The sequence below is a fragment of the Hyphomonas sp. KY3 genome (assembly GCF_017309975.1).
GTDB lineage: Bacteria > Pseudomonadota > Alphaproteobacteria > Caulobacterales > Hyphomonadaceae > Hyphomonas.
The window spans coordinates 2,733,615-2,758,332 of sequence record NZ_CP022271.1; the positions used below are offsets into that span (position 1 = coordinate 2,733,615).

General features: G+C 60.3%; 27 protein-coding genes. 12 read left to right on the forward strand and 15 right to left on the reverse strand.

Going from position 1 to position 24,718, the window contains the following annotated elements:
- Window positions 1-85 precede the first annotated feature (85 nt).
- The 12 genes from CFA77_RS13105 to CFA77_RS13160 form a co-directional block, all read right to left on the reverse strand.
- Window positions 86-1,849 (reverse strand): Na(+)/H(+) antiporter subunit D, encoded by a 1,764-nt coding sequence (locus CFA77_RS13105; RefSeq protein ID WP_206991080.1) that lies wholly within the window; start codon window positions 1,847-1,849, stop codon window positions 86-88.
- Complete coding sequence (locus CFA77_RS13110) at window positions 1,849-2,295, reverse strand: hypothetical protein (RefSeq protein WP_206991081.1); 447 nt, start codon at window positions 2,293-2,295, stop codon at window positions 1,849-1,851. The genes CFA77_RS13105 and CFA77_RS13110 overlap by 1 nt, the downstream gene beginning before the upstream one ends.
- A complete protein-coding gene (locus CFA77_RS13115) occupies window positions 2,292-3,800 on the reverse strand; it encodes a monovalent cation/H+ antiporter subunit D family protein (protein WP_206991082.1) in 1,509 nt (502 codons plus the stop codon). The genes CFA77_RS13110 and CFA77_RS13115 overlap by 4 nt, the downstream gene beginning before the upstream one ends.
- Complete coding sequence (locus tag CFA77_RS13120; protein WP_051607456.1) at window positions 3,800-5,329, reverse strand: monovalent cation/H+ antiporter subunit D family protein; 1,530 nt, start codon at window positions 5,327-5,329, stop codon at window positions 3,800-3,802. Before CFA77_RS13120 ends, CFA77_RS13115 begins: the two co-directional genes overlap by 1 nt.
- On the reverse strand, window positions 5,326-5,841 hold the full coding sequence (locus CFA77_RS13125; protein ID WP_034811054.1) for a cation:proton antiporter subunit C: 516 nt from the start codon (window positions 5,839-5,841) through the stop codon (window positions 5,326-5,328). Before CFA77_RS13125 ends, CFA77_RS13120 begins: the two co-directional genes overlap by 4 nt.
- A 4-nt stretch (window positions 5,842-5,845) precedes the next feature.
- On the reverse strand, window positions 5,846-6,298 hold the full coding sequence (locus tag CFA77_RS13130) for a Na(+)/H(+) antiporter subunit B (RefSeq protein ID WP_034811052.1): 453 nt from the start codon (window positions 6,296-6,298) through the stop codon (window positions 5,846-5,848).
- Window positions 6,295-6,927, reverse strand: a complete 633-nt coding sequence (locus CFA77_RS13135; protein ID WP_242517363.1) for a DUF4040 domain-containing protein — start codon at window positions 6,925-6,927, stop codon at window positions 6,295-6,297. Before CFA77_RS13135 ends, CFA77_RS13130 begins: the two co-directional genes overlap by 4 nt.
- 5 nt (window positions 6,928-6,932) lie before the next feature.
- Entirely contained in the window at window positions 6,933-7,304 is a 372-nt protein-coding gene (gene mnhG / locus CFA77_RS13140) for a monovalent cation/H(+) antiporter subunit G (RefSeq protein WP_206991084.1), read from the reverse strand.
- Window positions 7,297-7,590 (reverse strand): monovalent cation/H+ antiporter complex subunit F, encoded by a 294-nt coding sequence (locus CFA77_RS13145; RefSeq protein ID WP_034811049.1) that lies wholly within the window; start codon window positions 7,588-7,590, stop codon window positions 7,297-7,299. The genes mnhG and CFA77_RS13145 overlap by 8 nt, the downstream gene beginning before the upstream one ends.
- Window positions 7,587-8,075 carry a Na+/H+ antiporter subunit E gene (locus CFA77_RS13150; protein WP_206991085.1) on the reverse strand — a complete coding sequence of 163 codons (489 nt, stop codon included), beginning with the start codon at window positions 8,073-8,075 and terminating at the stop codon, window positions 7,587-7,589. Before CFA77_RS13150 ends, CFA77_RS13145 begins: the two co-directional genes overlap by 4 nt.
- A gap of 95 nt (window positions 8,076-8,170) precedes the next feature.
- Window positions 8,171-9,370: a DUF2336 domain-containing protein gene (locus CFA77_RS13155; RefSeq protein WP_242517364.1), complete on the reverse strand. Its 1,200-nt coding sequence runs from the start codon at window positions 9,368-9,370 to the stop codon at window positions 8,171-8,173.
- Window positions 9,371-9,444: 74 nt separating this feature from the next.
- The gene (locus CFA77_RS13160; RefSeq protein ID WP_242517365.1) at window positions 9,445-9,906 is read right to left on the reverse strand and encodes a hypothetical protein; all 462 of its coding nucleotides are present in this window, start codon (window positions 9,904-9,906) and stop codon (window positions 9,445-9,447) included.
- Between the two features lie 297 nt (window positions 9,907-10,203).
- Here CFA77_RS13160 and CFA77_RS13165 point away from each other — a divergent pair, with 297 nt between their 5' ends.
- The 5 genes from CFA77_RS13165 (at window position 10,204) to CFA77_RS13185 (ending at window position 14,989) form a co-directional block, all read left to right on the forward strand.
- Window positions 10,204-11,655, forward strand: a complete 1,452-nt coding sequence (locus tag CFA77_RS13165; RefSeq protein WP_034811041.1) for an MFS transporter — start codon at window positions 10,204-10,206, stop codon at window positions 11,653-11,655.
- Between the two features lie 49 nt (window positions 11,656-11,704).
- Window positions 11,705-12,760: an alanine racemase gene (gene alr / locus CFA77_RS13170; protein ID WP_206991086.1), complete on the forward strand. Its 1,056-nt coding sequence runs from the start codon at window positions 11,705-11,707 to the stop codon at window positions 12,758-12,760.
- The gene (locus CFA77_RS13175) at window positions 12,738-13,550 is read left to right on the forward strand and encodes an ABC transporter permease (RefSeq protein WP_242517366.1); all 813 of its coding nucleotides are present in this window, start codon (window positions 12,738-12,740) and stop codon (window positions 13,548-13,550) included. Before alr ends, CFA77_RS13175 begins: the two co-directional genes overlap by 23 nt.
- Window positions 13,547-14,311, forward strand: a complete 765-nt coding sequence (locus CFA77_RS13180; RefSeq protein ID WP_206991088.1) for an ABC transporter ATP-binding protein — start codon at window positions 13,547-13,549, stop codon at window positions 14,309-14,311. Before CFA77_RS13175 ends, CFA77_RS13180 begins: the two co-directional genes overlap by 4 nt.
- 72 nt (window positions 14,312-14,383) lie before the next feature.
- Window positions 14,384-14,989, forward strand: a complete 606-nt coding sequence (locus CFA77_RS13185; RefSeq protein ID WP_206991089.1) for a hypothetical protein — start codon at window positions 14,384-14,386, stop codon at window positions 14,987-14,989.
- A 10-nt stretch (window positions 14,990-14,999) separates the two neighbouring features.
- Here CFA77_RS13185 and CFA77_RS13190 read toward each other — a convergent pair whose 3' ends face one another.
- Window positions 15,000-16,613: a sulfotransferase gene (locus CFA77_RS13190; RefSeq protein ID WP_206991090.1), complete on the reverse strand. Its 1,614-nt coding sequence runs from the start codon at window positions 16,611-16,613 to the stop codon at window positions 15,000-15,002.
- 155 nt (window positions 16,614-16,768) lie between these two features.
- On the opposite strand from CFA77_RS13190, the gene radA reads away from it, so the two are divergent.
- From radA to CFA77_RS13220, 6 genes are read left to right on the forward strand one after another with little or no spacing between them, the layout of a single operon-like run.
- Window positions 16,769-18,151 carry a DNA repair protein RadA gene (radA, locus tag CFA77_RS13195; protein WP_034811031.1) on the forward strand — a complete coding sequence of 461 codons (1,383 nt, stop codon included), beginning with the start codon at window positions 16,769-16,771 and terminating at the stop codon, window positions 18,149-18,151.
- On the forward strand, window positions 18,144-18,689 hold the full coding sequence (locus tag CFA77_RS13200; protein WP_034811029.1) for a CvpA family protein: 546 nt from the start codon (window positions 18,144-18,146) through the stop codon (window positions 18,687-18,689). The genes radA and CFA77_RS13200 overlap by 8 nt, the downstream gene beginning before the upstream one ends.
- Before the next feature lie 40 nt (window positions 18,690-18,729).
- Window positions 18,730-20,181, forward strand: coding sequence for an amidophosphoribosyltransferase (gene purF, locus CFA77_RS13205; RefSeq protein ID WP_206991091.1), 1,452 nt, complete (start codon window positions 18,730-18,732; stop codon window positions 20,179-20,181).
- A gap of 21 nt (window positions 20,182-20,202) precedes the next feature.
- A complete protein-coding gene (locus CFA77_RS13210) occupies window positions 20,203-20,937 on the forward strand; it encodes an SDR family NAD(P)-dependent oxidoreductase (protein ID WP_206991092.1) in 735 nt (244 codons plus the stop codon).
- Between the two features lie 6 nt (window positions 20,938-20,943).
- The gene (locus CFA77_RS13215) at window positions 20,944-21,291 is read left to right on the forward strand and encodes a DUF3088 domain-containing protein (RefSeq protein WP_206991093.1); all 348 of its coding nucleotides are present in this window, start codon (window positions 20,944-20,946) and stop codon (window positions 21,289-21,291) included.
- A 32-nt stretch (window positions 21,292-21,323) separates the two neighbouring features.
- Window positions 21,324-21,809, forward strand: a complete 486-nt coding sequence (locus CFA77_RS13220; protein WP_206991094.1) for a GNAT family N-acetyltransferase — start codon at window positions 21,324-21,326, stop codon at window positions 21,807-21,809.
- Window positions 21,810-21,811: 2 nt separating this feature from the next.
- Here the strand turns inward: CFA77_RS13220 and CFA77_RS13225 are convergent, their stop codons facing one another.
- A complete protein-coding gene (locus CFA77_RS13225; protein WP_206991095.1) occupies window positions 21,812-22,414 on the reverse strand; it encodes a glutathione S-transferase N-terminal domain-containing protein in 603 nt (200 codons plus the stop codon).
- 11 nt (window positions 22,415-22,425) lie between these two features.
- Window positions 22,426-23,442, reverse strand: a complete 1,017-nt coding sequence (locus CFA77_RS13230; RefSeq protein WP_206991096.1) for a 2'-deoxycytidine 5'-triphosphate deaminase — start codon at window positions 23,440-23,442, stop codon at window positions 22,426-22,428.
- A 65-nt stretch (window positions 23,443-23,507) separates the two neighbouring features.
- Here CFA77_RS13230 and metZ point away from each other — a divergent pair, with 65 nt between their 5' ends.
- The gene (gene metZ, locus CFA77_RS13235; RefSeq protein WP_034811016.1) at window positions 23,508-24,710 is read left to right on the forward strand and encodes an O-succinylhomoserine sulfhydrylase; all 1,203 of its coding nucleotides are present in this window, start codon (window positions 23,508-23,510) and stop codon (window positions 24,708-24,710) included.
- Window positions 24,711-24,718: the final 8 nt, after the last annotated feature.

The window sequence follows — 24,718 nt, forward strand, 5'->3', positions numbered from 1 at the left end:
ACTCACGTATAAATCGCAGTAATTACTACACGATCCGGATTTAGCTCGCATACCACCGGTATGTTATATTTCGCTGTAAAGCTGATTATCCGGTCGTTATGAAGGACAGAAGCAGGACAAAACCAAGCAGGATTGCGGTCCAGATCGCCATGCCGCTGGCAAGACCTCCACGGGCCAATTCGCCCCTTGGACTGAATGTATCCTCGATCCGCTCATAGGCCCGGCCGGTCAGCTTGAAGAAGATGGCGGACATGGCCGGCCCCACCTTTTGCCAAACCGTACCGGTCCATGTCGCCATGCCATAGCCTGCCTTGCGGTAGAGCCAGTCGCTGTCGAGCACGACGCCCGGCTTTTCCGGTGGGTACCAGCCAAGGCGCTTCAGCATCACGAAGGCAAAGATGGCCAGCACGAGCAATTGCATCTGGGTCAATATATGATCCAGCGTGAACGGATGATATGCCATCGCCTCTTCGCGATACGGCAGCAGATTGTAGAGCCACTCATAGCCGAAGCCCGGAACAATCGCTGGCACACCCACAGCAATACAGATGAAGGAGGCGAGCCCCATGGCGAGCAGCATATTGAAGGGCGCTTCTTTCACGCGCTTGCCGCTGTCATGGCCGAAGAAGGCGAAATATGGAATCTTGATGCCCGAATGCTCCAGCACACCGGCCGACGCGAACAAAAGCATCAGCCACACGATTGTGTAGCCTTCCTTGCCCACCGCGCTCATGGTCAGCGACTTGGCCGCAAAGCCCGAGAAGAGCGGGAAAGCCGAGATCGACATTGCACCAATGATACAGAAGATCGTCGTCCACGGCATGGACTTGTAGAGCCCGCCCAGTTCAGACGCCTTGGTCGTGCCGGTGCGATAGAGCACCGCGCCCATGCTCATGAATAGCAGGCCCTTGTAGATGATGTGGCAGAAGGCATGCGCCGATGCGCCGTTGAGCGCGAGCGCATTGCCGACCCCTGCGGTGCCGAGGCCGATGGCACAGATCATGAAGCCGACCTGGTTGTTCAGCGAATAGGCTAACACCTTGCGCAGGTCGTTTTCGATAACGGCGAAGAAGACCGGGAACACGGTCATCACGGCGCCGATCCAGATCAACGCATCATGGCCAGGGAACATCCGCGCGAAAGCGTAGACGGCCAACTTTGTCGTAAAGGCCGACAGGACAACCGCGCCGACCACCGTGGCCTTCGGATAGGAATCCTGCAGCCAGTTGTGCAGGAAGGGAAAGGCTGCCTTGATGCCCAGCGCAATGAAGACGAGCAGTGCGCCCGGTTCATTCAGGCTGGTGAAGGCCGAGATCGAAAGGTCGCCGCGCGACTGGTACACATAGCCAATGCCAGCCAGCAGCAGGACGCCGGACAGAATCTGGACGCCCAGATACCGCATGGAGGCGAAATAAGCAGCGCGCGTCCCTGCCCTCAGAATCAGGAAGACCGATGTAATGGCCGTCAGTTCCCAGAACACGAACAGGGTCATCATGTCGCCCGAGAAGGTCGCCGCGACGGCGGCCCCTGCATAGGCAATCGACATACCGTCCTGCAGACGGTCGTCTGTGTGCCACGCATAGATCGCGTTCAACAGCGCCGCGAGCAGGAATGCGAGGCCGAAAATGTAGCTGAGATTGTCGACCCGATAGAGAATCATCTCGATACCCAGCGCGTGGCCGGTCAGCAGATTCACGTTCCGATCCGCGACCGAAATCAACAGGATGGCAATGATGGGCGCGGCAATGGTCAGTCCCTGACGCACGCGGCGAACAGGCAAGAAAAGGGCGCCAAGGCCGACAGCAATCAGGAGCCAGCCGGGATTCAGCATGGAGAGCAAACCAGTCATCAGTGCTCGTCTCCTTCATCAGGATAGGTCGGGGCAGCGTCAGGCACGGCCGGTATATCCGGGTCGATATCCGACGGCGGACCGCCCGGATCACCATAATAGGTTTCACTGCGACGCAGCAGCCGGCCCAGCGGCCAGCCCATCAGCACAACGAAAGCAAAAGCGGCAAAGCCCCACAGCGCATAGAATCCGGTCGCTTCGGCCATGTGGACATATTCGTGTCGATCAACGGCCAGATCGATGACAATCAGGAAGGCCGAGAGCAGGCCGATGCCCCAGAAGATCGCCGTTCCAGCGACTTTTGCCTCGGTCCATCCGAACAGGATCTTGGCCACAGGATGCACCCCGTCTTCTGACGGCGTGTGCAGACGGTGCGCCTTCTCTGCGGCGCGCTTCACGAAGCGTCCGCTGGTATCGCGGGTATCATTCGGCGTTTCGTCGCTCATGGCTGACCTCCAGCGAAGGCAGGGGATGACGGGGCTTCAAACGCAGGCGACAGGAAGTCCGCCAACGGCCCGACAAGGAAGAACAAGACCACACAAAGGCCCGCCGTCACGACCGGTGCTGCCACAGTGAAGAATGGTGCGCCATCCGGTCGCTTGAACGGTTTCGGCTCCGGCGTGCCCGGCGTTGGCATCAGCGCCAGGATCGGGATCGGCAGCAGATACGCAATGTTCAATAGCGACGAAATGATCAGGACATAGGGTACAAAGCCTGTGCCCCGGTCGATCGCGCCCTGCATCAGCTCATATTTCGCCCACGCCCCCGCCATCGGCGGGATGCCGATAATCGACAGGGTCGCAATGAAGAAAGCGATGAAGACAATCGGCATCTTCCGGCCAAGGCCCCTCATGTCGGATATGTTCGTCAGCCCGGTGGCGACATAGATGGCACCAGCGCACATGAACAATGTCATCTTGCCAACTGCATGCGCGGCGATCTGCAACGCTCCGCCCATGAATCCGGCCTGCGTGGCCAGCATTGCCCCCAGCGTGATGTAGGACAGCTGTGCAATCGTCGAATAGGCCAGTCGTGCCTTGAGATTGTCTTTCGTCATCGCGACGAGCGACGCAACGATGATGGTGAAGCACGCTACCCAGAGCACGAATTCGCGGCCCGGCGTCGCGTTCAGCAAATCCTCACCGAAAATGTAGATCGACACTTTCATCACGGTGAAGACGCCCGCCTTCACAACCGCGACGGCGTGCAACAGGGCGGAAACCGGCGTTGGTGCGACCATCGCATTGGGCAGCCAGAAATGGAACGGCATCAATGCCGCCTTGCCGATGCCGAAAGCAAACAGGATGAGCAAGGCGCTGGCCACGGCCGGATCGAGATTGCGTCCGGCAAGCAGGCCACCCTGAACAAAATCCAGGTTCTGGCCAGCCAGGGCCCAGGTCCACATGACCGCCATCAGGAACAGGCCGATGGATGTGCCTAACAGGGTCAGCAAATAGATGCGCCCGCCGCGCTTGGCCGCCGCATCGCCTTTGTGCGCCACCAGTGGATAGGTCGACAGGGTCAGCACTTCATAAAACACAAACAGCGTGAACAGGTTCGCCGACATGGCGACGCCCATCGCGCCGAATATGGCGATGGCGAAACAGATGTAGAAGCGCGTCTGATTGCGTTCGCGGTTTCCACGCATATAGCCGATGGAATAGAACGAGTTGACGATCCACAGGCCGCTGGCGACCAGTGCGAACAAAGCACCCAGCGGCTCCAGCTTGAACGCGAAATCGAGGCCCGGCGCAGCCTGCCCCACATAGAGTTCAGGCACCTCGCCGCCTGCCACCTTCATGGCAAGCGCGATGACCACACCGAACACCGCGGTCGCGCCGACCAGTGTAACGCCTTCACGGACGTTCGAGAACGCTCCCGTCACGGCAATGCCGATCGCAATCAGCAATGGCAGGCACAGGGCGGCCCAGATCAACAGCTCAGAGTTCATCAGAAGGCCTCCAGTCCGAACGCGGCCGCAGCGGCGTCACGCGCCAGTCCGAGCGGCAGTTCGGTCGTGATACCGAAATAGATGTTTGCAAGGGCCAGTATCCAAAGCGGCACAAGCAACAGGATCGGCGCTTCCTTGCGCGATTTGCGCGGATTGATCGGCGGCCGGAAGAAGATCGCCTCCAGAATGCGGCCCATATAGATCACCGCCAGGAAACTGGAGAACACGACAAAAACGACGCCCCACCACATACCTTGGTCGAACAGGGCGTAGCCGAGCTGGAGCTTTGACTGGAAGCCTGCGGTCAGCGGCACACCGATCAATGACAGCCCCGCGATCGCGAAGCCGGTCATTGTCCAGGGCGCTGTGCGTCCCAAGCCGGCGAAATCGCGAATGGTCGTGCCCTGGAATGTCAGGACTACGCCAGCGACTGCCATGAAGAGTGCACCCTTGATCATCGCATGGTTCAGCAGGTGGAACAGGCCCGCACTGACGCCTGCAACTGTGCCGATGGACACGCCGAGGATCATGTAGCCGACTTGCGCAACAGAGGAGTAAGCCAGCGTCCGGCGCACATCGGTCTGGAAGACCGCCTGGAAGCTGCAGGTTATCATCGCAGCGAGGCCCAGCGGCATCAGCAAGTAGGTGAAAGTCGCCTGCTCGAATGCGAATTCCGGACGGAACACGGTGAACAGGAACCGGATCAGCGCATAGAGCGCAACCTTCGTCGCCGTAGCCGACAGGAACATGGTCACGAAGCTTGGTGAGTAGGCATAGGCGTTTGGCAGCCATTGATGCAGCGGCCAGACCGCTGCTTTCAGGCCGAGCCCGACAATGATGAACGCAAAGCCCGCCTCAACACTGCGATTGCCCGCCAGCGAAGGCAGCATTTCGGCAATTTGAGCGATGTTCAGCGTACCCGTGGCGGAATAGAGGAAGCCCACACCAATAATGTAGAAGCTGGCGCCGAGCGTACCCATGATGAGGTAGTTGAACGCGGCCGGAAGAGCGCGGCGATCCCGGCCCGCCCCCAGCGCGACCAGCACATAGGTGGAAATCGACGAAATTTCGAGGAAGACGAAGAGGTTGAACGCATCTCCCGTGATCGCAACGCCGCTGAGGCCCGCAAAGCAGACGAGAAAGGCGGAGTAGAACAGCGGGTGCTTGCGCTCAGGGATCTCTGCCTTGACCGTCGGCCATGAAAAGATCGTGGACAGCACACCAATGGCAGCCACCAGCAACAGGATCATGGAATTGAGCGCATCAACCCGAAGCGTGATACCGATGGGCATGGGCCAGTTGCCAACGTCATAGCCGACGACGCCAACCGGAGAAGCCTGCACCTGTCCCACCAGGATCAGAGCGCAGAACAGCGAAAACACTGTGGCCGCAATACTGATCAGCCAGGACAGCCGACCACTTGGCAGGATTGCAAGCAGAGGCGCCAGGAACAACGGCACCATGATCAACAGTGCGGGTGCGTGAAGCAACGCCCAGCGGGGCGCCGTATCCAGAAGCAGGTCGATCATGCCAGTGCCTCTTTTTCAGCTGCTTCCTGTTCGGCTTCCTGAGCGATGGCGGTCTGCATGTCGATCTCGCGCACTTCATCTGCCTCGATTGTGCCATAGGCTTCGCGAATGCGGACGATCAGGGCGAGCCCGACCGACAGGGTCGCGACGCCCACCACAATCGCGGTCAGCATCAGGACGTGCGGCAAGGGGTTGGAATAGGTATGCACCAGATCGGCCACGCGGTCGCCACCAGCAGACGCCGTGAGTACGGCATCGACCGCTGCGTGAGGAACTTCTTCGCCATGACCGCCGCCATGACCCCCAGATGTGTCAGGATCCATCAGGATCGGGGCGGTGCCACCGGCCACAATGCCAAGGGTCACGTAAAACAGGCAGATAGATGTCTGGAACAGGGACAGGCCCACCAGCCGCTTGATCAGATTTCCGGACGCAAACGTGATGTACAGGCCGATCATCATCAGCCCGATGACCGCCCAATAGTTTGCGCGCTCTAGAATGAATAGCAGCATCGGCCTACCAGTCCTCGTCGCGGATTTCGGCCACGCGGCCAGCGAAAGCGTAAAAGATGGTCAGCATCGCACCGGACACACCAAACAGAACGCCCAGTTCAATCAGGATAATCCCGACATGCTGGCCATGATGGCCACCCGGCTCCTCGCCGAAAAGCGCTTGATATTCAAGATATTGCCCACCCTGAAGCAGCGCCCAAAAACCAACGCCAGCATAAAGCAGCACACCAACGGCCGCGACTGAGCGGGTGAAGGCGGGCGGCACGGCCCGCATGGCCGACGGCACCCCAAAGACAAGCGCGTAGAGAATGATCGCCACGGCCAGGATCACGCCGGCCTGAAAGCCGCCGCCGGGTCCGAAATCACCGTGGAACTGAACGTACAGACCGAACAGAACGATGACCGGAATCAACGTTTTGGTGATCACCCGCAAGATGACGTGATGGTCGCTCTTCATGAGTCCGTCTCCTCATCTTCTGCCTCAGGCTTCTTGCTGGCCTTGGGCAGGGTCTTGTCTTCATTGCGGATTGTCTCGGCCAGCGAGCGCTCGCCGAAGCCGAGCAGGAGCGCAACAGCAATACCAGCCACAAACACAACCGTCGTCTCGCCCAGCGTATCAAACCCGCGATAGCTGCCGAGGACCGGGGTCACGACATTCTCGATGCCGGTGTCATACCATGCCACCCGCAGATAGGTGAGGCCGACGCCGGTATTGGCGGGTGAGTTCGGATCGCCCACGGCTGGCAAATCGACCGTCGCATAGATCAGCATGATGCCGGTGGCGACGCAGACGAGCAAAGGCCCGAGCTGGCGCAGGGATTTCTCCGGCTTCGCGGTGCGTGATGTGAGCAGCATGGCACCCAGCAGGACCGCGGTGGACATGCCCGCGCCGACGGCTGCCTCAGTGAAGCCGACATCCACCGCATCCACGGCGACATACCAAGCCGCCGAGACCAGCGAATAGATGCCCGACAGCATCACGATGGCGAACAGGCTGCGCAAGCGCGCAATGGCGATCGCCACGACAAACAGGAGGCCGAGCAGGACGATGTTGACCAGCGCCAAGCCGATATCTGGTTCACTCATGGCCATCAGGAATCCTGCCCTTCCTTGTCATGTGTATCGACCGGCCCGATCAGGGGCTGAAGGCCGGCTGTATGCGCCGCATTTGCGGCAGCATGCGACGATGCCGGGCTGGTCAGATAGATGAAGATGAAGATCGCACCCAGTTTGCTGACGACCATCCAGTCGGGCGCCATCATGGCCATGCCGAGCAAAAGTAGCGTCGCGCCAGACGTGTCGGTGATACTGGCCGCATGAAGGCGGGTGTAGAAATCCGGAAAACGCAGCACGCCCACGGTGCCGATCAGGCAAAGCAGCCCGCCTGCCAGGCATAGCGCGGCGCCAAGCGGAAACCGGATGACTTCCCACCCTGCTGCGAGCGTTGCGAGGAAATCAGCCATTGCCACCTCCCTGTCCGCGACGCACCAGTGGAACCTGGAATGACCGGTAGCGGAAGAATTTCAGGATCGCGATCGTCGAAACGAAATTGATCAGTGCGTAGAGAATGGCGATGTCGAGGAATTGTGGGCGCCCCATCACGAAGCCAAGCAGGCCGAGCGCCAGCACGGTCTTGGTGCCGAATGAGTTCACGGCCAGCACGCGATCATACAGCGTAGGACCGGCAATGGCGCGAATCAACAAGAGGAGCATGCCGAACAGAACGGCGATGAGGGCAGCAGCGGTCATGCGGGGCCTCCCTTGCCATCGGCAGCGCGGCGAGACCGGCGGTCCATCTCGGCGAACGCTTCGGGCTGGGCTTCCTGTTCGTAGAGGGCATGCACCAGCATCTTGTCACCTTCAATCTCAACGGTGACGGTGCCCGGGGTCAGCGTGATCGAATTTGCGAAGGTGACTTTTGCGAGATCAGATTCACAGGCGGTCTTAACCTTCACCAGGGCCGGAGCTATGTCCATTTCGGCTTTCAGACAGGCCTTGACCACGGTCCAGTTCGCTTTCGCGATTTCTTTCATCAGCCAAGGGAAGTAGAGCGCAAACCCGACAATGCGCACATACGGCGAGCCTTCACGATCAATGATGTCGAGTCGGTATGCCAGGATCAGGCAGACAGCCACTGACACAGCGCCCAGCGACAGCAATAAAGGTGTGTAATGGCCGGACATGCCCAGCCAGAAGCCGACCAGTGCAACCAGCAACCCCAGAAAGTACGCCACACGCGCCCCTTTCATAGATGACCCAATACAATGAACGCCCTGACCTAAAGGCCTGCGCGCGTCTTGGAAAGTGCTTTTCGGATGGTTTTGTGTCGCTACCTGCCAAAAACGAGTCGCGCGGTACGTTGCGGCGAGGAAAAGCTGGCTTCCTCATTGGCCGGCACATCGTCGATGGCGGACGATAGAGCGTTCGGAGAGAAAGCCGAAGACAGCGACCAGTTCCAGTAGCGCAGCGTGGTCTGCGCCTTGGCGACGGTCATGATTTCATAGATCTCGGCCACGCGGGCAAAATCGGGATCGATCTCTCCCGTTCCGGTTTCCAGGTCACGTTTCAAGCCCGCCCACAGGACGGGGAGAAAGTCGCGCTTGACCCCGGTGCCCTTGCACAGCACCGCGATCCCCTCTCCACCCTTGTCCGTCAGAATCTTTGCCGCCGTCACTGGCTTGAGGCCCGCGAGGTAACCGATTTCCTGCGCGAGTTCGGAATCCAGTCCCTCCAGCGCGGATGCGTTGATCGCGTCCTCGAGACTGTCATAGGGACTCTTGTCGATCGCCGCGCGATTGCGCTGGCGCCGTTCGATCAGCTGAATTGCCTTGCGCGTAACCGGATCGGCCCAATTCTCTTCTGCGGCAAGTTCAAACACGTCGCGGCAAGTGTCGATTACTTCCAGGCGATCGGCGGCATGGCGTTGAAGAATTTTCCTGCGGGTCGTGCTGTCGCTCCACCAGAACATGGCCATGGCTTGAGACGGTTTGGTTTCCAGTCGCTCAACCAGAAGCGCGCAGAGTGATTCGTCCCCGCGCGACCGGGCAACCAGCTTGTCGATCGCCTGTTCGGGCATGATCGCGCCATTATTGGCCAGCATCACCTTCACGACGGGAATTTCGGCGAACTCCGCCAGATATTCACAGACCGAATCGGGCACAAGCTTGCGCTCGGCAATGACTTTTCGGTGTTCCTGGGTCCCGGACATGCAGATTTCCCGCAAGTCGCAGGCATCGAAGCCCTCATTTTCCTCAAGCACATGCTGCGCAACGCGGAATGAGCACTGGCCGAGATAGCGCAAGACACGCTTTGGAGCTTCGCGGTGGTTCGACAGGCGACGGGCGCACATTTCCCGATCGGTTTCTTCGGCGTGAAACAACACTTCCAACAGGATATCGCCCACCATATGGCGGTCCTGATGGGCCAATCGGGACGCTGGCATGGCAACAAGGTCCAGCAATCGCCGGAACAATGCGTTCCGCGCGCGACCGATCGGTGGCATCTGCAGCGGTTCCAAGGGATCTTCCATACGTGTGGCCGTTTTCGCAATGACGAAAACTGTTGCAGCAAACGGTTAACGGTCTGTGGAGATGGTGCTGAGCGCTAGTTCCGCTCTTGAGAACCGGGGTGCACAACCATCAGCAACAGGCTGGATACCAACATGACGATCGCGAGCATGAACAACATGCCGCCATCGGTGGCTGTGTTCTGCGGATCCAGTGACACTGGCACTTCCCGGCCCAACCAAGGCGACAGATGCATCGCAACTGCCCCGCCGAGCACGCCCGCAGACATGAACGCCCCGAACCGGCGCGTCATCGGCAAGATCAGGAACAGCGCCGACACCAGTTCCAGCAGGCCTACGACAACACGGCCGGCCGGTTCATAAAGGCTGATGCCTGATTTCGCCGCAATGGTCTGGAATACGATGTTCTCGCCCGGCGGGTCGAAGAACTTCACCATACCTTCTGGCGGATTGGGCAGCGGGTGAATGGTCGCCTGAACGAACATCGCGATCAGGAACAGGGCCAGGGCCCAACTCACAATATGCCGGAACAGACGCATTCTACATACCTTTTACCGGGGGCCAGTAGATGGAAGCTAACCATACCTCGGCGTCGTGGCAACTGAACTATGCGCGAAGATCCCGTGACACCAACTCGATCAGGCCTTGCCGCGCGCTGTTTATGAAATCATGTCCTGCTCTCCTTGGTACCAGCAAGGATCAGCACATGTGCGTATGGCGTCCCACCCGTTTCTTGCGCATCGATGATGGACATCAGTCTTCATGTGTCGCAAGGCCGGGGGCTTTCCTTCTCGGGGCCGTCTTCATACAGTCCCGCCAATTGCTCCGGAGCGCGCATGCCAGACAAGATGGACGACTTCATCGACGAGATGGCCGAAGACGCGGCCGAGGACATCACGTCCCCCGTCAGCGGCGTCAGCGAAGCGATTGGGGCTGGTGCCTCCCTGCTGGCAACGGCGAACCATTGGCGCGCCCGCCAGCTACGCCGTGGCGTGAAAATCGAACTGCCCGCCTATCTGATGGTCCAACTCAGCTGGTTCATGGCCTTTGGCCTCCAGATGGTCCTGTTCCCCTATCTGATCACGGGCAAGGAACACCTCCACATGGATGGCCTGGCCCTTGGCCTCGCCAATATGGCGCTTTCAGCGCCCTCAGTCATCTTCCTGCTGATCGGCGGCGTGGTGGCCGAGCGCGCAGATGGCAAACGTCTGCTCATTATTCTGCACCTGCTGGCCGCTACACCTGCCTTGTTCCTCGCATTGGCTGTTGCGCGTGGCGAACTCTCCTATCCCGCAATGATCATCTACGGCCTGACCATCGGCACCGTCGGCGCCTTCATGATGCCCGCGCGCGATTCCATCGTGAATGAGGTCGTGGAGCGGCGCATGCGTGTTGGCTCCGGTGTCACGCTCCAACTCGGCGTTACCCTGGCGACAATGGCGCAATTCCTGGCCCAGATCGGCGGACTCATCGTGGGCGGCTATGCTGACAAGCGTACACTGATGCCCGACTGGCTCGGCGGGTTTGGCATCGGCCCGATTCCGGCAGAACAGCTGCTCGCCATTCAGGGCATCATCCTGGCGCTTGGCGCAGGCTTCGCCCTCTGGCTGGGCCGGGGCCGCCAGATCGCGACCAGCGGCAAGGGTATCAAATCCGCTCTGGGCGATATCGCCGAGGGCTTCCATGCCGTGCGCTCAGACGGAAAGCTGTGGGCGATGACTGCGCTGATGTTCGGCGTCGGGATCTTCGTGATCGGTGCCTTCCTGGTCGTGCTGCCGATCGTGAACCGCGACGTCTACGGCTTCGGCTCGGATGGCATCCGGGACATGTTCGTCACTTTCTGGATGGGCGCGTTTGTTTCGTCCGTCGTGCTATCGATCTTCAAGCGCATCAAGCGTCAGGGCCGCCTGTTGCTGATCGCGCAATTCCTCGCCTCAGTCAGCATCCTCGCCATGATGTGGCAGGTGCCGCACTATGTCTTCCTCGGCATCGTCTTCATCTGGGGACTCGCCGCCGGCATCTCCATCGCGATGAGCCGCTCGATCGTGCAAGACGCCGCGCCAAAGGAAAAGCTCGCCCGCGTCCTGTCTATCTATCAGCTCGGCTTCATGGCCGGTGCGCCGTTCGGTGCCGCCATCATGGGCGCACTGGTCGACCTGTTCGGCCCCCAGAAGATCGCTATCGTCCCGGCAGGCGGCATGATCGCGCTGATCATCTGGATGGTCTTTTTCACGCCCGTCTGGAACATGAAGGGCTCCGCCTGGCTGGAGCATCAGGAGCGAAGCTGACGGCTTTGTGTAGATGACACGGGGGCCAAACGCTTCTATCGAAACCTTCATGACTTCCCGCCCGCGCGCCACTATTCACCTGTCGAACATTGCCGCCAATTGGCAGGCCATTGACCGGTTGAATCCGACCGCCACCACGGCCGCCGTGGTCAAGGCAGATGGCTATGGGCTTGGCGCGGCAAAAGTGTCCCAGACGCTGGCCAAGGCAGGCTGCAGCACATTCTTTGTCGCCCATCTCGAAGAAGGCACGGTCCTGCGCAAAGCGCTGGGCTTTGGTCCGCGCATCTTTGTCTTGAACGGACCGACCGGCAGCCATCTTCGAACCTATCGCGAGGCGGACCTGACGCCGGTCTTGTCCAGCGAGGAACAGGTCGAACTCTGGGCCCGCACGCCGCGCGGGGCCTGCGCGCTGCATTTTGATACCGGCATGAACCGGCTCGGCCTTGCCTCCAGTGTGCTGACGCATCGGCGCGACGAGCTACACAAGCTGCAACCTGTCCTGGTGATGAGCCATCTGGCCTGCGGCGACACGCCGGACCATGCTCTCAATCGGGTCCAACTTGACCGGTTCACAGAGATCGTATCCGCCTTCCCCGACACGCCTGCCAGTCTGGCCAATTCCGCCGGGTGTTATCTGGGGCCGAACTACGCTTTTGACCTGACCCGTCCGGGCATCGCGCTCTATGGCGGCTCGACCCCGCCCGACACGGTAGGTCTGGAGCCTGTCGTGACACTCGACGCGCGCATTCTCAGTGTCTTTCATGCCAAGGCGGGCGAAACCGTGGGCTATGGGGCAACCCATACGCTGGATGGCAACACGGCGCTGGCCACGGTTGCGCTGGGCTATGCCGACGGCATTCCGCGATCCGGTAGCGACACGCTGATTACCTATCTTGATGGCACGCCTTGCCCCGTGCTCGGTCGCATTTCCATGGACCTCATCACAATTGATGTCTCAAAAGCACAGGGCATCGCTAAATCCGGGGCGCGCGTTGAATTCCTCGGCGCGCATGCCAAACTTGAAGATCAAGCGGCCCGCGCTGGCACGCTTGGGTATGAATTACTTACAGGACTCAGCAATCGTGTCGAACGTGTCTACCCGTAAGCGCGGGGTTCCCAATCCCCTTCAATGGATCGGCGCTGCCGTGCTTGGCTTCTTCGCGGAGATTGGCCGCCTGACGGTATTTTCCGCTCGCGTGAAATTCGCCGCGTTCACGCCGCGCTGGTATGTCGGCCAGATTTGGCGGCAGATCATCAATATTGGCTTCTACTCCCTGCCTGTAGTGGGGCTGTCAGCGGTCTTCATCGGGGCGGCACTGGCGCTCAACATCTATGAGGGCGGAAGCCGATACGGCGCGGAGCAATTCGTGCCAAACATTGTTGTGCTTGGTATCACGCGGGAGCTGGGCGTCACGATCACCGGCCTCATGCTGGCCGGACGGGTTTCCGCTGGCATCTCCGCCGAAATCGGTGCCATGCGGGTGACCGAACAGATCGACGCGCTGGAGACGCTTTCTGCGTCGCCCTATCGTTATCTATACGCGCCGCGCTTCCTTGCCGCGATCGTGTCATTGCCCCTTCTGGTATTGGTGGCTGACACGATTGGCGTGATGGGGGGCTGGCTGGTCAGCGTCTATGGCCTTGATTTCGACTCCACGACCTATCTGCGCAACACGCTGGATTTCATGACGACTGAAGACGTGCTTGTCGGCGTCATCAAGGCGGTCGTGTTCGGCGCGGTAATTGCCATCATGGGCTGTTACCAGGGTGATCGCTCCGAAGCCGGCGCGACCGGCGTCGGCCGGGCGGCAACGCTCTCCATGGTTGGCGCGGCCGTTTTGGTCCTCGCCGCCAACTACCTCCTGTCCACCTTGTTCGTGGAGATTGGCCTGTGAGCACGCCCATCCTGAAACTTGAAAACGTCAAGAAGTCCTTCGGCTCCAAGGAAGTGCTCGAGGGCGTCGACCTGGAAGTGCAGAAGGGCGAGAGCCTCGTCGTGCTGGGCGGCTCGGGCTCGGGCAAGTCGGTGATGCTGAAAAATGCGCTCGGCCTGATGACGCCGACCGACGGCACGATCTGGTTTGATGGGCAGGACGTGACCAACGCAACCGGCAGGACGCGCGAGAAGATGCGCGCCCGCATCGGCATGCTGTTCCAATCTGGCGCGCTGTTCGACTCGCTGACAGTCTGGGAGAATGTCGGCTTCCGCCTGCTGCAGGTCGACAAGTTGCGGCGCAAGGACGCGCGCGAACTCGCCATCGAGACGCTGAAAAAGGTTCGTCTTGGCTCAGACGTTGCCGACCTCTACCCGGCTGAGATTTCCGGCGGCATGCAGAAGCGCGTCTCGCTCGCCCGCTCGATCATCTCCAAGCCGGACCTGATCTTCTTCGATGAGCCCACCACCGGCCTCGACCCGATCACCGCCGATGCGATCAACGACCTCATCCTCGAACAGGTGCGCGGCCTCGGCGCAGCCGCCGTCTCGATCACGCATGACATGGCCTCGGCGCGCAAGATCGCGGATAACATCGCCATGCTCTATGAGGGCAAGATCATATGGCACGGCCCGGCTGACATCATCGACAATAGCGGCAGCGAATATGTCGACCAGTTCGTCCACGGACGCGCCGAAGGCCCGATCCAGCCGGCGATTTAGATTCTTTTCTGCCACTTGACCCCAGACTGATCTTCAGGCGCAGTCTCCGCCGGGAACACGGGGAGACGCGCCATGATGGATTTCATCAAATATATTTCGGTGGCCTTCACGGCGCTATCGCTCGCCTTTACGGGCTGGCTGCAATACGAGAAATTTCGCCTCGACGGGGAATGGCACATCGACACCTGCACCGAAGAGGCCGACTTCAGACGTTATGAGGGTTTGCACCTGGCTTGGCGGGTTTTCCTGTCAGATGATCCCCTGTCGGCTCCGGTGGTGGGCGATGGCGAGAAGATCCAGGAAGCCTTCAAACCGATCCCTGCCACCGCGCGCTTCCCGGTCCGTCTGGTCGGCACGAAAGAGATCAACTCGGTCACTTTGACGGGTCGGTTTGAAGGCTCCCGCCGTGCGTCTACCGGGCGGTTCGAATTTGCGCCCAGCCTCTCCAAACGTCTCTTCTCGGGCTACATCCCATTCTACCAGCGCAATGTCGACGTGTTGGACGGACGCTTTGCCTTCACTGCAGGCAACGCCCGGGGACCGGCCCGTGCCGTGCGTCTGACAGACGGGAGAATGCCGGAAGGGCTTGTCGCTTTCACCTGTGGCGACAGCGCGGCGACCGAGACGTCTCCTCCCGAAACGGACACCCCTGATGCGTCTCCCCCGGCACAGCTCTGAGACGCGACGCCTAGAGTCGTCCAGCCTTCCGAAGTATCTCAAGGGCTGGCTCAAGCTGGGGCTGATAGCGTTTCCAACGATCCACAGATGATCGATACATGGGCTGGCGCACCTGGGCGACGCTGGCGGTGGCCACGGGCGCGCTATTCTCCTGAAAGTCCAGACATGCCTGCTCGAAGTCGAGACCGCAAAATTCCAGAAGCCGCCGGGTTTCCGCCTCCGGTTCCTCCACCAGGGTCTCATAGTCAACCAGAGTGAACCGCGAGGACGGGAGCGCGCCCGTGTAAGTCTCAACAAGACCATGAAAGCGCGCCACATAATCCGCCAGGTCTTCAAGACTATGCGCGCAACGATAGTGCAATGCCGACAGGGCAAACAGCTGGCGATAGATGCTCAACACACTATCGGCAGGCTGTCGCCGCAAACAGATCACGCGCGCATTCGGCAAGGCGGCAAGTATGGCCGGAACAAGTAAGGCATTGATCGGCATCTTGTCGGTGAAGCGCTGCGCGCCGTTCAATATTCCCTGCACACTTTCGATATAGTTTTGTCCGACCGCCAACAGGTCGGTTCCGGCCGCCCCCTTGATCGTACCAGCGTCCAGCATGTCCGCGCTGTCATTGCCGACTGCGCGCTTCAGGAAAGCTCCGAACTCCGGGCGTTCTCCCGCAGACACGATGCCGGAGTGGCTGGAAATGATACGGTCGACAAGTGTGGTGCCGGTACGCGGCAGGCCGACAATGAAAATCGGGCCGCCAGTTTGAACCTCACTGTTCACGCCGAGCGTATGGCACAGCGCTTCGGCGGCTTCGAAACTGGCCTGATTCTGCATTCGCTGACTGGGAATATTCTGACGCACCAGGGCCTTGCCCTTGTCCAGCCAGTCCATGGCTGCTGCCGGGTCGGCCAGGTCCTCATGCACTTTTGCAATGGCATGGGCGAGTTGAAGCCCGCCTTCAATGTCTCGCGGGTGCCGCTGCTGCCAAGCGGCCTCAAGCTCCGCGACTGCGTTCTGCTCTGGGCTGTGTTTCGTGATCAGCGCGAGATAGGCGCGCGCCGGAATGTACTGAGGCGCAAATTGGAGGCAGGTTCGGTACGCTTTCCTTGCCCCCTCAAAATCACCAATGAATTGCAGGGACGAACCAAGATTGAAGAAGACGATCGGATCATTCGAAGAGGCGGTCGCGGCCTGCCTGTGAAAGGCGACCGCTTCCTCATGCCGATCCAGGGCGCTCAACGTGGCGCCGATAGATGCCAGCGTGAAACCGTCCGATGGCTGTAGTTTTATGGCGGCTTCAATATGTATGAGCGCCTGCTTCGGCAAAGTCAGCTTGGCGTAGCATCGCGCGGCCTGAACGTGCGCTCCCGGCTCGGGATGGCCTTTCTCAAGCGCGCGTTCGAACAGTTTCAGGGCGCGCTCGAACTGGTTGTGTTCATAATTGATGATACCAAGCACAAAAAAAGCATCGGCGCAGTCCGGGTCCTGCTCCAGCGCGTTCCGGCAATAAGCATGGGCCTCCCGGTAACGCTTCTCTCCCAGCAATTGCCGCGCAGGCTGCAGCGGCGCGAACGGTCGGCCTGAACTGCGGCCGTCGTTTCCGGGATTTTGATTATCAGTCGACATGCGGCCGATGTTTGCCGCCCCCGGCGTGCGAACACAAGAGACTGCGAACCTGACCGTCTGCAGCAATGCAACCGGCATCCCGCGTCCTCACTTTTGCAGCCCGGACCGAAAGCGAACCCTTTCCCCTGCCCGCAAACCCTCATATCTCTCTGACCATGGCCAAGACCGCAACGACTGCCTTTGTGTGCCAATCCTGTGGCGAAGTTCATTCCAAGTGGAGTGGCAAATGCGCAGGCTGTGGCGAATGGAATACGCTGGTCGAGGAGACGGTCGGCGGCACGCCGGGCGGACTCGCTGCGCCCAAGGCCGGCACGAAGCGCTCCAGCAAGACAGAATTCGTCGCTCTGAACGCCGAGACCGAAACGCCGGCACGCATCGTCATGGGTGTGGAAGAACTGGATCGCGTCTTCGGCGGCGGCATCGTGCCATCATCCGCCACCTTGATCGGCGGCGACCCCGGTATCGGCAAATCGACCCTGCTGTTGCAGGTTGCCGCGCGGCTCGCCCGCAATGGCGTGAAAACGGTCTATGTGTCTGGCGAGGAAGCTGCCGCGCAAATCCAGGAGCGCGCCAAGCGACTGAAGGTTGCCGAAAGCCCGGTCGACCTCGCCACCGAAACCGACCTTCGAAAGATCCTTTCGGCGCTGAAAGCGGCCAAACCTGATTTCGTGGTGATCGATTCCATCCAGACCATGTGGTCTGACAGTCTTGAGGCCGCGCCCGGCTCGGTCAGCCAGGTCCGGGCCTGCTCGCAGGAACTGACTCGCTGGGCCAAGAAATCCGGCGCCGCGCTGGTGCTCGTCGGGCACGTCACCAAGGAGGGCAATATTGCCGGTCCGCGCGTGGTCGAGCACATGGTCGATGCCGTCTTCTATTTCGAGGGTGAGCGCGGACACCAGTTTCGCATCCTGCGCGCCGTGAAGAATCGCTTCGGCCCGACTGACGAGATCGGCATCTTCGAAATGCACCAATACGGCCTCGCCCCGGCCAAGGAACCGTCTGCCCTGTTCCTGTCAGCCGATGGCGATGGCGAAGGCGGGGCAGCGGTCTATGCGGCGATGGAAGGCTCACGTCCTGTGCTCGCCGAAGTGCAGGCATTGGTGGCCAAAAGCGCCTATGGCACGCCCCGGCGCAGCGTCGTCGGCTGGGATGGCGGGCGTCTTGCCATGCTGCTCGCCGTGCTGGAAGCGCGCTGCGGGATCAGCCTGTCGGGCATGGATGTCTATCTCTCGGTCGCAGGCGGCTATCGCATTGGCGAACCAGCCGGAGACCTTGGCGCGGCGGCGGCGCTGTTGACCTCCCTTGCCGATACGCCTGTGCCCGAGCGGACCGTGTTCTTCGGCGAAGTGGCCCTGTCGGGCGCAGTGCGCCCGGTGGCCCGCATGGAGCAACGTCTCAAGGAAGCCGTCCGGCTTGGCTTCACCCATGCTTATGTGCCCGAAGGCAGTCCGACTTCAGTGGATGGCTTGACGATCACCCCAATTAAACGGCTTATCGATCTCGCCCACCTTCTCGCTCCGGACGCCCAAAATGCTTGAGTCCATTACAGCTTTCGACGCTATCGCGGTTGCAGTCATTGTGATCTCCGCGATCATGGCATTTGCCAGAGGGTTCCTGCGCGAGATCGCGACACTCGGATCATTCATCGCCGCCCTGGCCGCCGCCTTCTATGCCCGCCGCTTCTTTGCAGACGGCGTGCGCACGCTGGTGCCGGAAGGCGTGGACCCGTTGCTGGGCGATCTTGCCCTGGTCGTTGTCGCATTCATCATTGTTTATGTTCTGGTCGCATGGTTTGGCCAGCGCCTGTCCAAGAACATCCAGGGCGCCGACGGCATTGGCATGTTCGACCATTTCGCCGGTCTGTTCTTTGGCATTGCGCGCGGTGCCATCGCCCTCGTTTTCTTTGCCGTGCTCCTCAATCTGGCGCTTGATGAGAGCCGCATCCCGGACTTCATCCGGAATTCGATGACGTACCCACCACTCGCCGAGATGGCGAACTATGTGAACGACAATGCGTCGAAAGTCGGAAAAGATGTGCAAGCCGCCCTTCCCTCAGAGGGCAAAACAGGGCAATAGGCCCTTGTCGCAATACCGTCACTCAGGAGGTGCGTCTCAAATGGTCCTTTTCGATCATGATGACGACAAGCCCCGCGAGGAATGTGGCGTCTTCGGTGTCTTTGGAAATCATGAAGCCAGCCTGCTGACAGCGCTTGGCTTGCATGCGCTCCAGCATCGCGGGCAGGAAGCCTGCGGAATGATTACCTTTGACGGCAAGCGATTCCCCTCGGAACGTCATTTGGGCATGGTAGGAGAGCATTTCGGGGGAGACCTCCGAACGCGCCTGCCGGGTCATGCTGCCATCGGCCATAACCGATACTCTACACAGGGCCGCACCATATTGCGGAACGTGCAGCCAATCTTCGCCGACCTCGCCGGGGGCGGGTTCGCCGTGGCGCACAATGGTAACCTCACCAATTCCCGCAAGCTGCGCCATGACCTCGTCAAGGACGGCGCCATCTTCCAGTCTACCATGGATACGGAAGTCATCCTTCACCTCGTCGCGCGCAGCACGGGCAAGGATTTCCTCGCGCGCCTGGTGGACGCACTTCAGAGAATCGAAGGCGGCTACGCGCTGGTCGGCCTGACCGGCAAGAAGCTGGTCGGCGCGCGCGATCCGGTTGGACTGCGCCCATTGATCCTTGGAAAATTGGGCGACGCATATGTGCTGGCCTCTGAAACTTGCGCGCTGGACATTATCGGCGCCGAGTTCGTGCGTGAAGTCGAGAATGGCGAAATCGTCATCATCAGCGACAAGGGTGTCGAATCCTATCGCTTCGCTCCGCAGCGCCCGACCAGTCCCTGTGTATTCGAATACGTCTATTTCGCCCGTCCGGACAGCATCGTTCAGGGCCGCTCGATTTATGAAGTACGCCGCCGCATGGGACACCAGTTGGCCGCCGAAACACCCGCCGATGCGGATGTCATCGTGCCGGTGCCGGATTCGGGCGTGCCCGCTGCACTCGGATTTTCCGAAGCGTCCGGCATCCCGTTCCAGATGGGTATCATCCGGAACCACTATGTCGGCCGAACCTTTATCCAGCCGACCCAGACAGGACGTCAGAGCGCGGTCTCCAAGAAGCACAGCCCCAATCGCGCCGTCCTGGAAGGCAAACGTGTCATTCTCGTCGACGATTCCATCGTGCGCGGCAACACGTCGAAAAAGATCGTCCAGATGGTGCGTGATGCCGGCGCCAAGGAAATTCATTTCCGTTCGGCCAGCCCACCCATCCTGAACCCGGACTTCTACGGCATCGACATGGCGGCCAAGTCCGAACTGTTCGCGGCGATCCATACGCACGAGGAAATGATCAGTGAACTGAACGTCGACTCGCTCGGTTTCCTGTCGGTACCGGGCCTCTATACCGCCATTGGAGAGCCGCAGCGCAATCCGATGCAACCACAATTCTCCGACCATTGCTTCACGGGTGACTATCCAACGCCGCTGGTCGATAATGAACATGCAGAATCCGACAAAGAGCGTCAACTCTCCCTGCTGGACGACGCTTGATCGCCTTTCCTGAGCCGCGCCATGACAGATACCCCTTCCGCTTCCCCGAGGCTCGTCCTTGTTACCGGCGCCTCGCGTGGCATTGGCCGCGCCGCCGCGCTGGAGCTTGCCCGTCAAGGCAACATCGTCATTGCGGTTGCCCGCTCCAAGGCCGCGCTGCAGAAGCTTGACGACGAGATCCGCGCGTTTGGCAGCGAAGCTGTTCTTGTGCCGATGGATTTGAAAGACACCAAGGGCATCGAGACGCTCGGCAAGGTGATCGGCGAACGCTTTGGTCGTCTGGATGGTCTCGTTGCCAATGCCGGCATTCTTGGCACGCTTGGCCCGGTCGAGACGTGTGGTCCCCGCAGCTTTGAAGAGACGATTGCGGTGAACCTCACCTCCAACTTCCACCTGATCCGCACCCTTTCGCCCTGGATGCATCAGTCCGATACGCCCCGCGCCGTCTTTGTGACGTCCAGCGTTGCCCGAAAGCCGCGTGCATTCTGGGGTCCTTACCAGGCCGCCAAGGCAGGGATGGAAGCACTCGTCATCGGTTGGGCCGACGAGAATGAGAACATGAAACTGCGCGCCAATATTTTCGATCCGGGTGGCACACGCACCGGCATGCGCGCCGAAGCCATGCCCGGCGAAGATCCGATGACTCTTCCGACCCCGGAAGAGGTTGCCGCCGAACTGGTCAAGCTGGTCAGCCCGAGCGAGACACGCACCGGCCAATTGGTCACCTATCGCGAACTGGCCGGATCGAAGGGATAAGGCAGAATGGCGAAGGATGACCTCTTCCTCCTTCAGCCCCCCTTTGAAGACCCGGCCTATCCGGACGAGATTTTCTATTGCTGGCATTGCATGTTGATGGAAGGTCTGATTGCCGCCTTCCCATGCTTGGCCGAACAGATCGATATTCACCGCATCGCCTGGCCGCGCCCACGCGCGGACCTGGTCAGTCGTCTCGGGCCTGAGAACCAGTCCCTCCCCGTGCTGATCCTGTCGGATGCAGGCGAAGGATGCCAAGGCGTCAAGCAGCATGCTGGCGTGCATTTCATCGACGACAAGGATGCAATTCTGAACGCGCTGACCCTTCGCCACGGTATTCCCACGCCGCATCCTTGAAGCAGCAAACCAAGTCCGGCAGAAGGATGGCCATGTCCACGCATCTATCTCCCGCCTCTCTGCGCCCCCGATCCGCCACACTGGACGACTTGCCCGCCTTGAAAGAATGCGAACAGGGAATCATCGCCGCCGAGCGGCCCTACGACCATACGCTGAAGCCGGATCCGATCAGCTATTATGATCTTGGCGAACGCGTCCGGTCCGAGGATGCAGAAGTCGCCGTGATTGAGCTGGACGGTGCCATCATTGCGACGGGCTATGCAGAAAAGCGGGCGTCAAAACCCTACATTGCCTCTGACAATCACGCCTTTCTGGGATTCATGTTCGTGCACCCTGATCATCGCGGCAAGGGACTGAACCGTATCCTGACGGACTATTTGCTCGACTGGGCCCGCATGCGCGACCTCACCGAGATACGGCTGACCGTCTATAGCGGCAATGATCCCGCCATCCGTGCGTACGAGAAGGCAGGTTTCAATCCCTACATAACCGAGATGCGACTCAATCTGGACGAATGACTCTATTCCGGCGGCGTGGTGAGAGCAAAGCTCTCGCGCGCCGACATATCTTCAAACCAGGCCAGCAGGTTCGGATGCGGGCCACGCCAGTCGAGGTCGGGCAAGCGAAAGTCGAGATAGCCAAGCGCGCAGGCATAGGCGATCCGCCCAAGGTCGAATGCTTCCCGGTCTGACGCAACATCTTCGGCGATCTGATCCACGCCGCGATGAATTGCTGCCGTCCACCGATCTTGCCAGTAGGCGGAGCGCTCGGTTTCAGGACGTCGCGATTCCATGACGAGACTGAGCGCAGCATCCAGAATGCCATCACCAAGCGCCTGGGCCGTCAGCACCGCCCAGCGAGCGGCGCCTTCGCGCGCCAGCAAGGGCTCTCCCGCCGCCTGATGATCGAGATACTCGCAGATCACCGGACTATCGAACAGGTGAGCGCCGTCATCCAGCTCAAGCGCGGGGACCTTGCTCAGGGGATTCCCAATTTTCGACGCAGCATTCTCCGCCATGGGATCAGCGCGCACCAATTCCACCGCCTCCTGCAACCCATGCTCAATGATCAGCACCCGCACCTTGCGGGCATAAGGAGACGTCGCGGAATAGTAGAGCTTCATCACATGCACCTTCAGGTCTTGAAATGCTTCGACAGTTTCAGGCCCTGCCCCTGATAGTTGGAGCCCTTGCCGCCATAGAGACCCTTGGGCTTGGAGGCCATGCTTTCATAGACCAGCTTGGCGACGGGCTGGCCGTGTTCGAGGATAAAGGGCACGTCCCGCGACCGCACTTCCAGCACAGCGCGGCTACCGCCACTATTCGTGCCGAAGCCCGGATCGAAGAAGCCCGCATAGTGCGCGCGGAATTCGCCCAACTCCGGCGCAATGGGCGCCATTTCGGCGGCCTCCATCGCGCCCACTTTCACCGTTTCACGGCTGACCAGAATATAGAACTCCTCCGGGTTCAGAACAATTCGACCATCGCGCGGCCAGATCGGCTCCCAGAACTGGCTCGCTTCATGCGCGCCAATGCCGCGCAGGTCGACAATGCCCGAATGATGCTTGGCACGATAGCCAACTGGCTGGTCGCCCGTGGACTCGAGATCGATCGAGACCACTTTTTCCTTCAGCGTCTCAGGCTTCTTGCGCTTGAACCGTATCTGCGCGAGCCGGTCACCAGGGCGCACCATAATCGGGAAAGTGCGCGGGCTGACTTCCAGGTAGAGTGGGCCGGAATAGCCCGTCGGCACTTCATCAAAGGCGCGGGAGCGATTGGTGACGAGCCGCGTAAACACGTCAATCCGGCCGGTCGAGCTTTTCGGATTGGCCCGCGCCGCAATGCCGGCAGGCAGGCGCAGGGATTCCATCAACGGCACAAGATAGACGCATCCCGTTTCCAGCACCGCGCCTTCCTTGGTCAAATCGATCCGGTGCATGTGGATGCCCGGCTCCTGCAACATCTCGGCGACTGTACGATCCTTGCCCGGCAGGAAGCTCGCCCTCAGCCGATAAGCATCTTCGGCCAGGCGGAGATCAAGGCTTGCCGGCTGCACCTGCCCCTCATCCAGCGGCAGGTCCGTCCGGATCGCATCAGCGCCGAGAAGCGCTTCAATCTCATGATCAGACAATACACCAGAATCGACGGCCATCACTTGCACCCCTTACCCTCTCAGGCATAAGACCCGTTACAGGAAACACAAGGGACTATCGTGTCATGGCAGATGCACCGGGCGACGACGGAAAAAAGGGCTGGAAGCCCGCGACCAAAGCGGTGCGCGGCGGCCTTATGCGTTCCGAACATGGCGAGATTTCCGAAGCGATCTACCTGACATCCGGCTTTTCCTATGACAGCGCTGAACAGGCCATGCGCCGTATGGCGGGTGAAGAGGATGGCTTTGTCTATTCCCGCTATGGCAGCCCGACATGTGAGATGTTGCAACAGCGACTCGCCCTGATCGAAAATGCCGAGGCCTGCCGCGTTGCTGCCTCCGGCATGGGCGCCATCTCAACCGCGATCCTGGCACCGCTGAAAGCGGGGGACCGCGTCGTGGCCGCGACGGCCCTGTTCGGGTCCTGCCGCTGGATCATCGCCAATCAGATGCCCAAATTTGGCATCGAGACGGTTTTCGTGGATGGCGCTGACCTTGAGGCCTGGGAGCGGGAGATCGCCAAGGGCTGCCAGCTCGTCCTGATCGAGAGCCCGGCCAACCCGTTGCTGGACGGCGTCGACATCGAGGCGGTCGCCAAGCTCTGCAAGGCCGCTGGCGCGATTCTGGTGGTCGATAATGTCTTCGCGACGCCAATCCTTCAGAAGCCTCTGGAGCTTGGCGCTGATGTCGTCGTCTATTCCACCACCAAGCATATGGACGGCCAGGGCCGCGTCATGGGCGGGGCAATCCTGTGCGATTCGGCGCGGATGGAGGAAATCTACGATCCGTGGCTGCGCCATCTGGGCCCGGCTGCGTCGCCGTTCAACGCCTGGGTTGTGCTGAAGGGACTCGAAACACTTAAATTGCGCGTCGACCAGCAAACAAAAAATGCTGCCCGCCTGGCAGACATTATTGCGGATCATCCGGCGATAGCCGCCGTGCGCTACCCGCATCGCGAGGACCATCCACACTACGACATCCACAAGCGCCAGATGAGCGCAGGCGGCACCATGATCGCCTTTTCGGTGAAAGGTGGACAGGAAGAAGCCTTCAAGCTTCTGAATTCATTGGAGCTTGTCGATATCTGCAACAATCTCGGCGACACCAAGTCGCTCGCCTGTCATCCCTCCTCCACCACACACCGCGCGCTCAGCGATGAGGAGCAGGCCTCGATGGGACTCGACCGCAGCTGGATACGGATGTCGGTCGGTCTGGAAGATTCTGACGATCTTGTAATGGATTTGACGCGCGCCCTTAACAGTGTGTGAACGAATTG

Bases quoted from the DNA above. Each gene is read 5' to 3' on its own strand.
- CFA77_RS13105 (WP_206991080.1), bottom strand. From the start codon at position 1,849: ATGACTGGTTTGCTCTCCATGCTGAATCCCGGCTGGCTCCTGATTGCT.
- CFA77_RS13110 (WP_206991081.1), bottom strand. From the start codon at position 2,295: ATGAGCGACGAAACGCCGAATGATACCCGCGATACCAGCGGACGCTTC.
- CFA77_RS13115 (WP_206991082.1), bottom strand. From the start codon at position 3,800: ATGAACTCTGAGCTGTTGATCTGGGCCGCCCTGTGCCTGCCATTGCTG.
- CFA77_RS13120 (WP_051607456.1), bottom strand. From the start codon at position 5,329: ATGATCGACCTGCTTCTGGATACGGCGCCCCGCTGGGCGTTGCTTCAC.
- CFA77_RS13125 (WP_034811054.1), bottom strand. From the start codon at position 5,841: ATGCTGCTATTCATTCTAGAGCGCGCAAACTATTGGGCGGTCATCGGG.
- CFA77_RS13130 (WP_034811052.1), bottom strand. From the start codon at position 6,298: ATGAAGAGCGACCATCACGTCATCTTGCGGGTGATCACCAAAACGTTG.
- CFA77_RS13135 (WP_242517363.1), bottom strand. From the start codon at position 6,927: ATGAGTGAACCAGATATCGGCTTGGCGCTGGTCAACATCGTCCTGCTC.
- mnhG (WP_206991084.1), bottom strand. From the start codon at position 7,304: ATGGCTGATTTCCTCGCAACGCTCGCAGCAGGGTGGGAAGTCATCCGG.
- CFA77_RS13145 (WP_034811049.1), bottom strand. From the start codon at position 7,590: ATGACCGCTGCTGCCCTCATCGCCGTTCTGTTCGGCATGCTCCTCTTG.
- CFA77_RS13155 (WP_242517364.1), bottom strand. From the start codon at position 9,370: ATGGAAGATCCCTTGGAACCGCTGCAGATGCCACCGATCGGTCGCGCG.
- CFA77_RS13160 (WP_242517365.1), bottom strand. From the start codon at position 9,906: ATGCGTCTGTTCCGGCATATTGTGAGTTGGGCCCTGGCCCTGTTCCTG.
- CFA77_RS13165 (WP_034811041.1), top strand. From the start codon at position 10,204: ATGCCAGACAAGATGGACGACTTCATCGACGAGATGGCCGAAGACGCG.
- alr (WP_206991086.1), top strand. From the start codon at position 11,705: ATGACTTCCCGCCCGCGCGCCACTATTCACCTGTCGAACATTGCCGCC.
- CFA77_RS13185 (WP_206991089.1), top strand. From the start codon at position 14,384: ATGATGGATTTCATCAAATATATTTCGGTGGCCTTCACGGCGCTATCG.
- CFA77_RS13190 (WP_206991090.1), bottom strand. From the start codon at position 16,613: ATGTCGACTGATAATCAAAATCCCGGAAACGACGGCCGCAGTTCAGGC.
- radA (WP_034811031.1), top strand. From the start codon at position 16,769: ATGGCCAAGACCGCAACGACTGCCTTTGTGTGCCAATCCTGTGGCGAA.
- CFA77_RS13200 (WP_034811029.1), top strand. From the start codon at position 18,144: ATGCTTGAGTCCATTACAGCTTTCGACGCTATCGCGGTTGCAGTCATT.
- purF (WP_206991091.1), top strand. From the start codon at position 18,730: ATGGTCCTTTTCGATCATGATGACGACAAGCCCCGCGAGGAATGTGGC.
- CFA77_RS13210 (WP_206991092.1), top strand. From the start codon at position 20,203: ATGACAGATACCCCTTCCGCTTCCCCGAGGCTCGTCCTTGTTACCGGC.
- CFA77_RS13215 (WP_206991093.1), top strand. From the start codon at position 20,944: ATGGCGAAGGATGACCTCTTCCTCCTTCAGCCCCCCTTTGAAGACCCG.
- CFA77_RS13220 (WP_206991094.1), top strand. From the start codon at position 21,324: ATGTCCACGCATCTATCTCCCGCCTCTCTGCGCCCCCGATCCGCCACA.
- CFA77_RS13225 (WP_206991095.1), bottom strand. From the start codon at position 22,414: ATGAAGCTCTACTATTCCGCGACGTCTCCTTATGCCCGCAAGGTGCGG.
- CFA77_RS13230 (WP_206991096.1), bottom strand. From the start codon at position 23,442: ATGGCCGTCGATTCTGGTGTATTGTCTGATCATGAGATTGAAGCGCTT.
- metZ (WP_034811016.1), top strand. From the start codon at position 23,508: ATGGCAGATGCACCGGGCGACGACGGAAAAAAGGGCTGGAAGCCCGCG.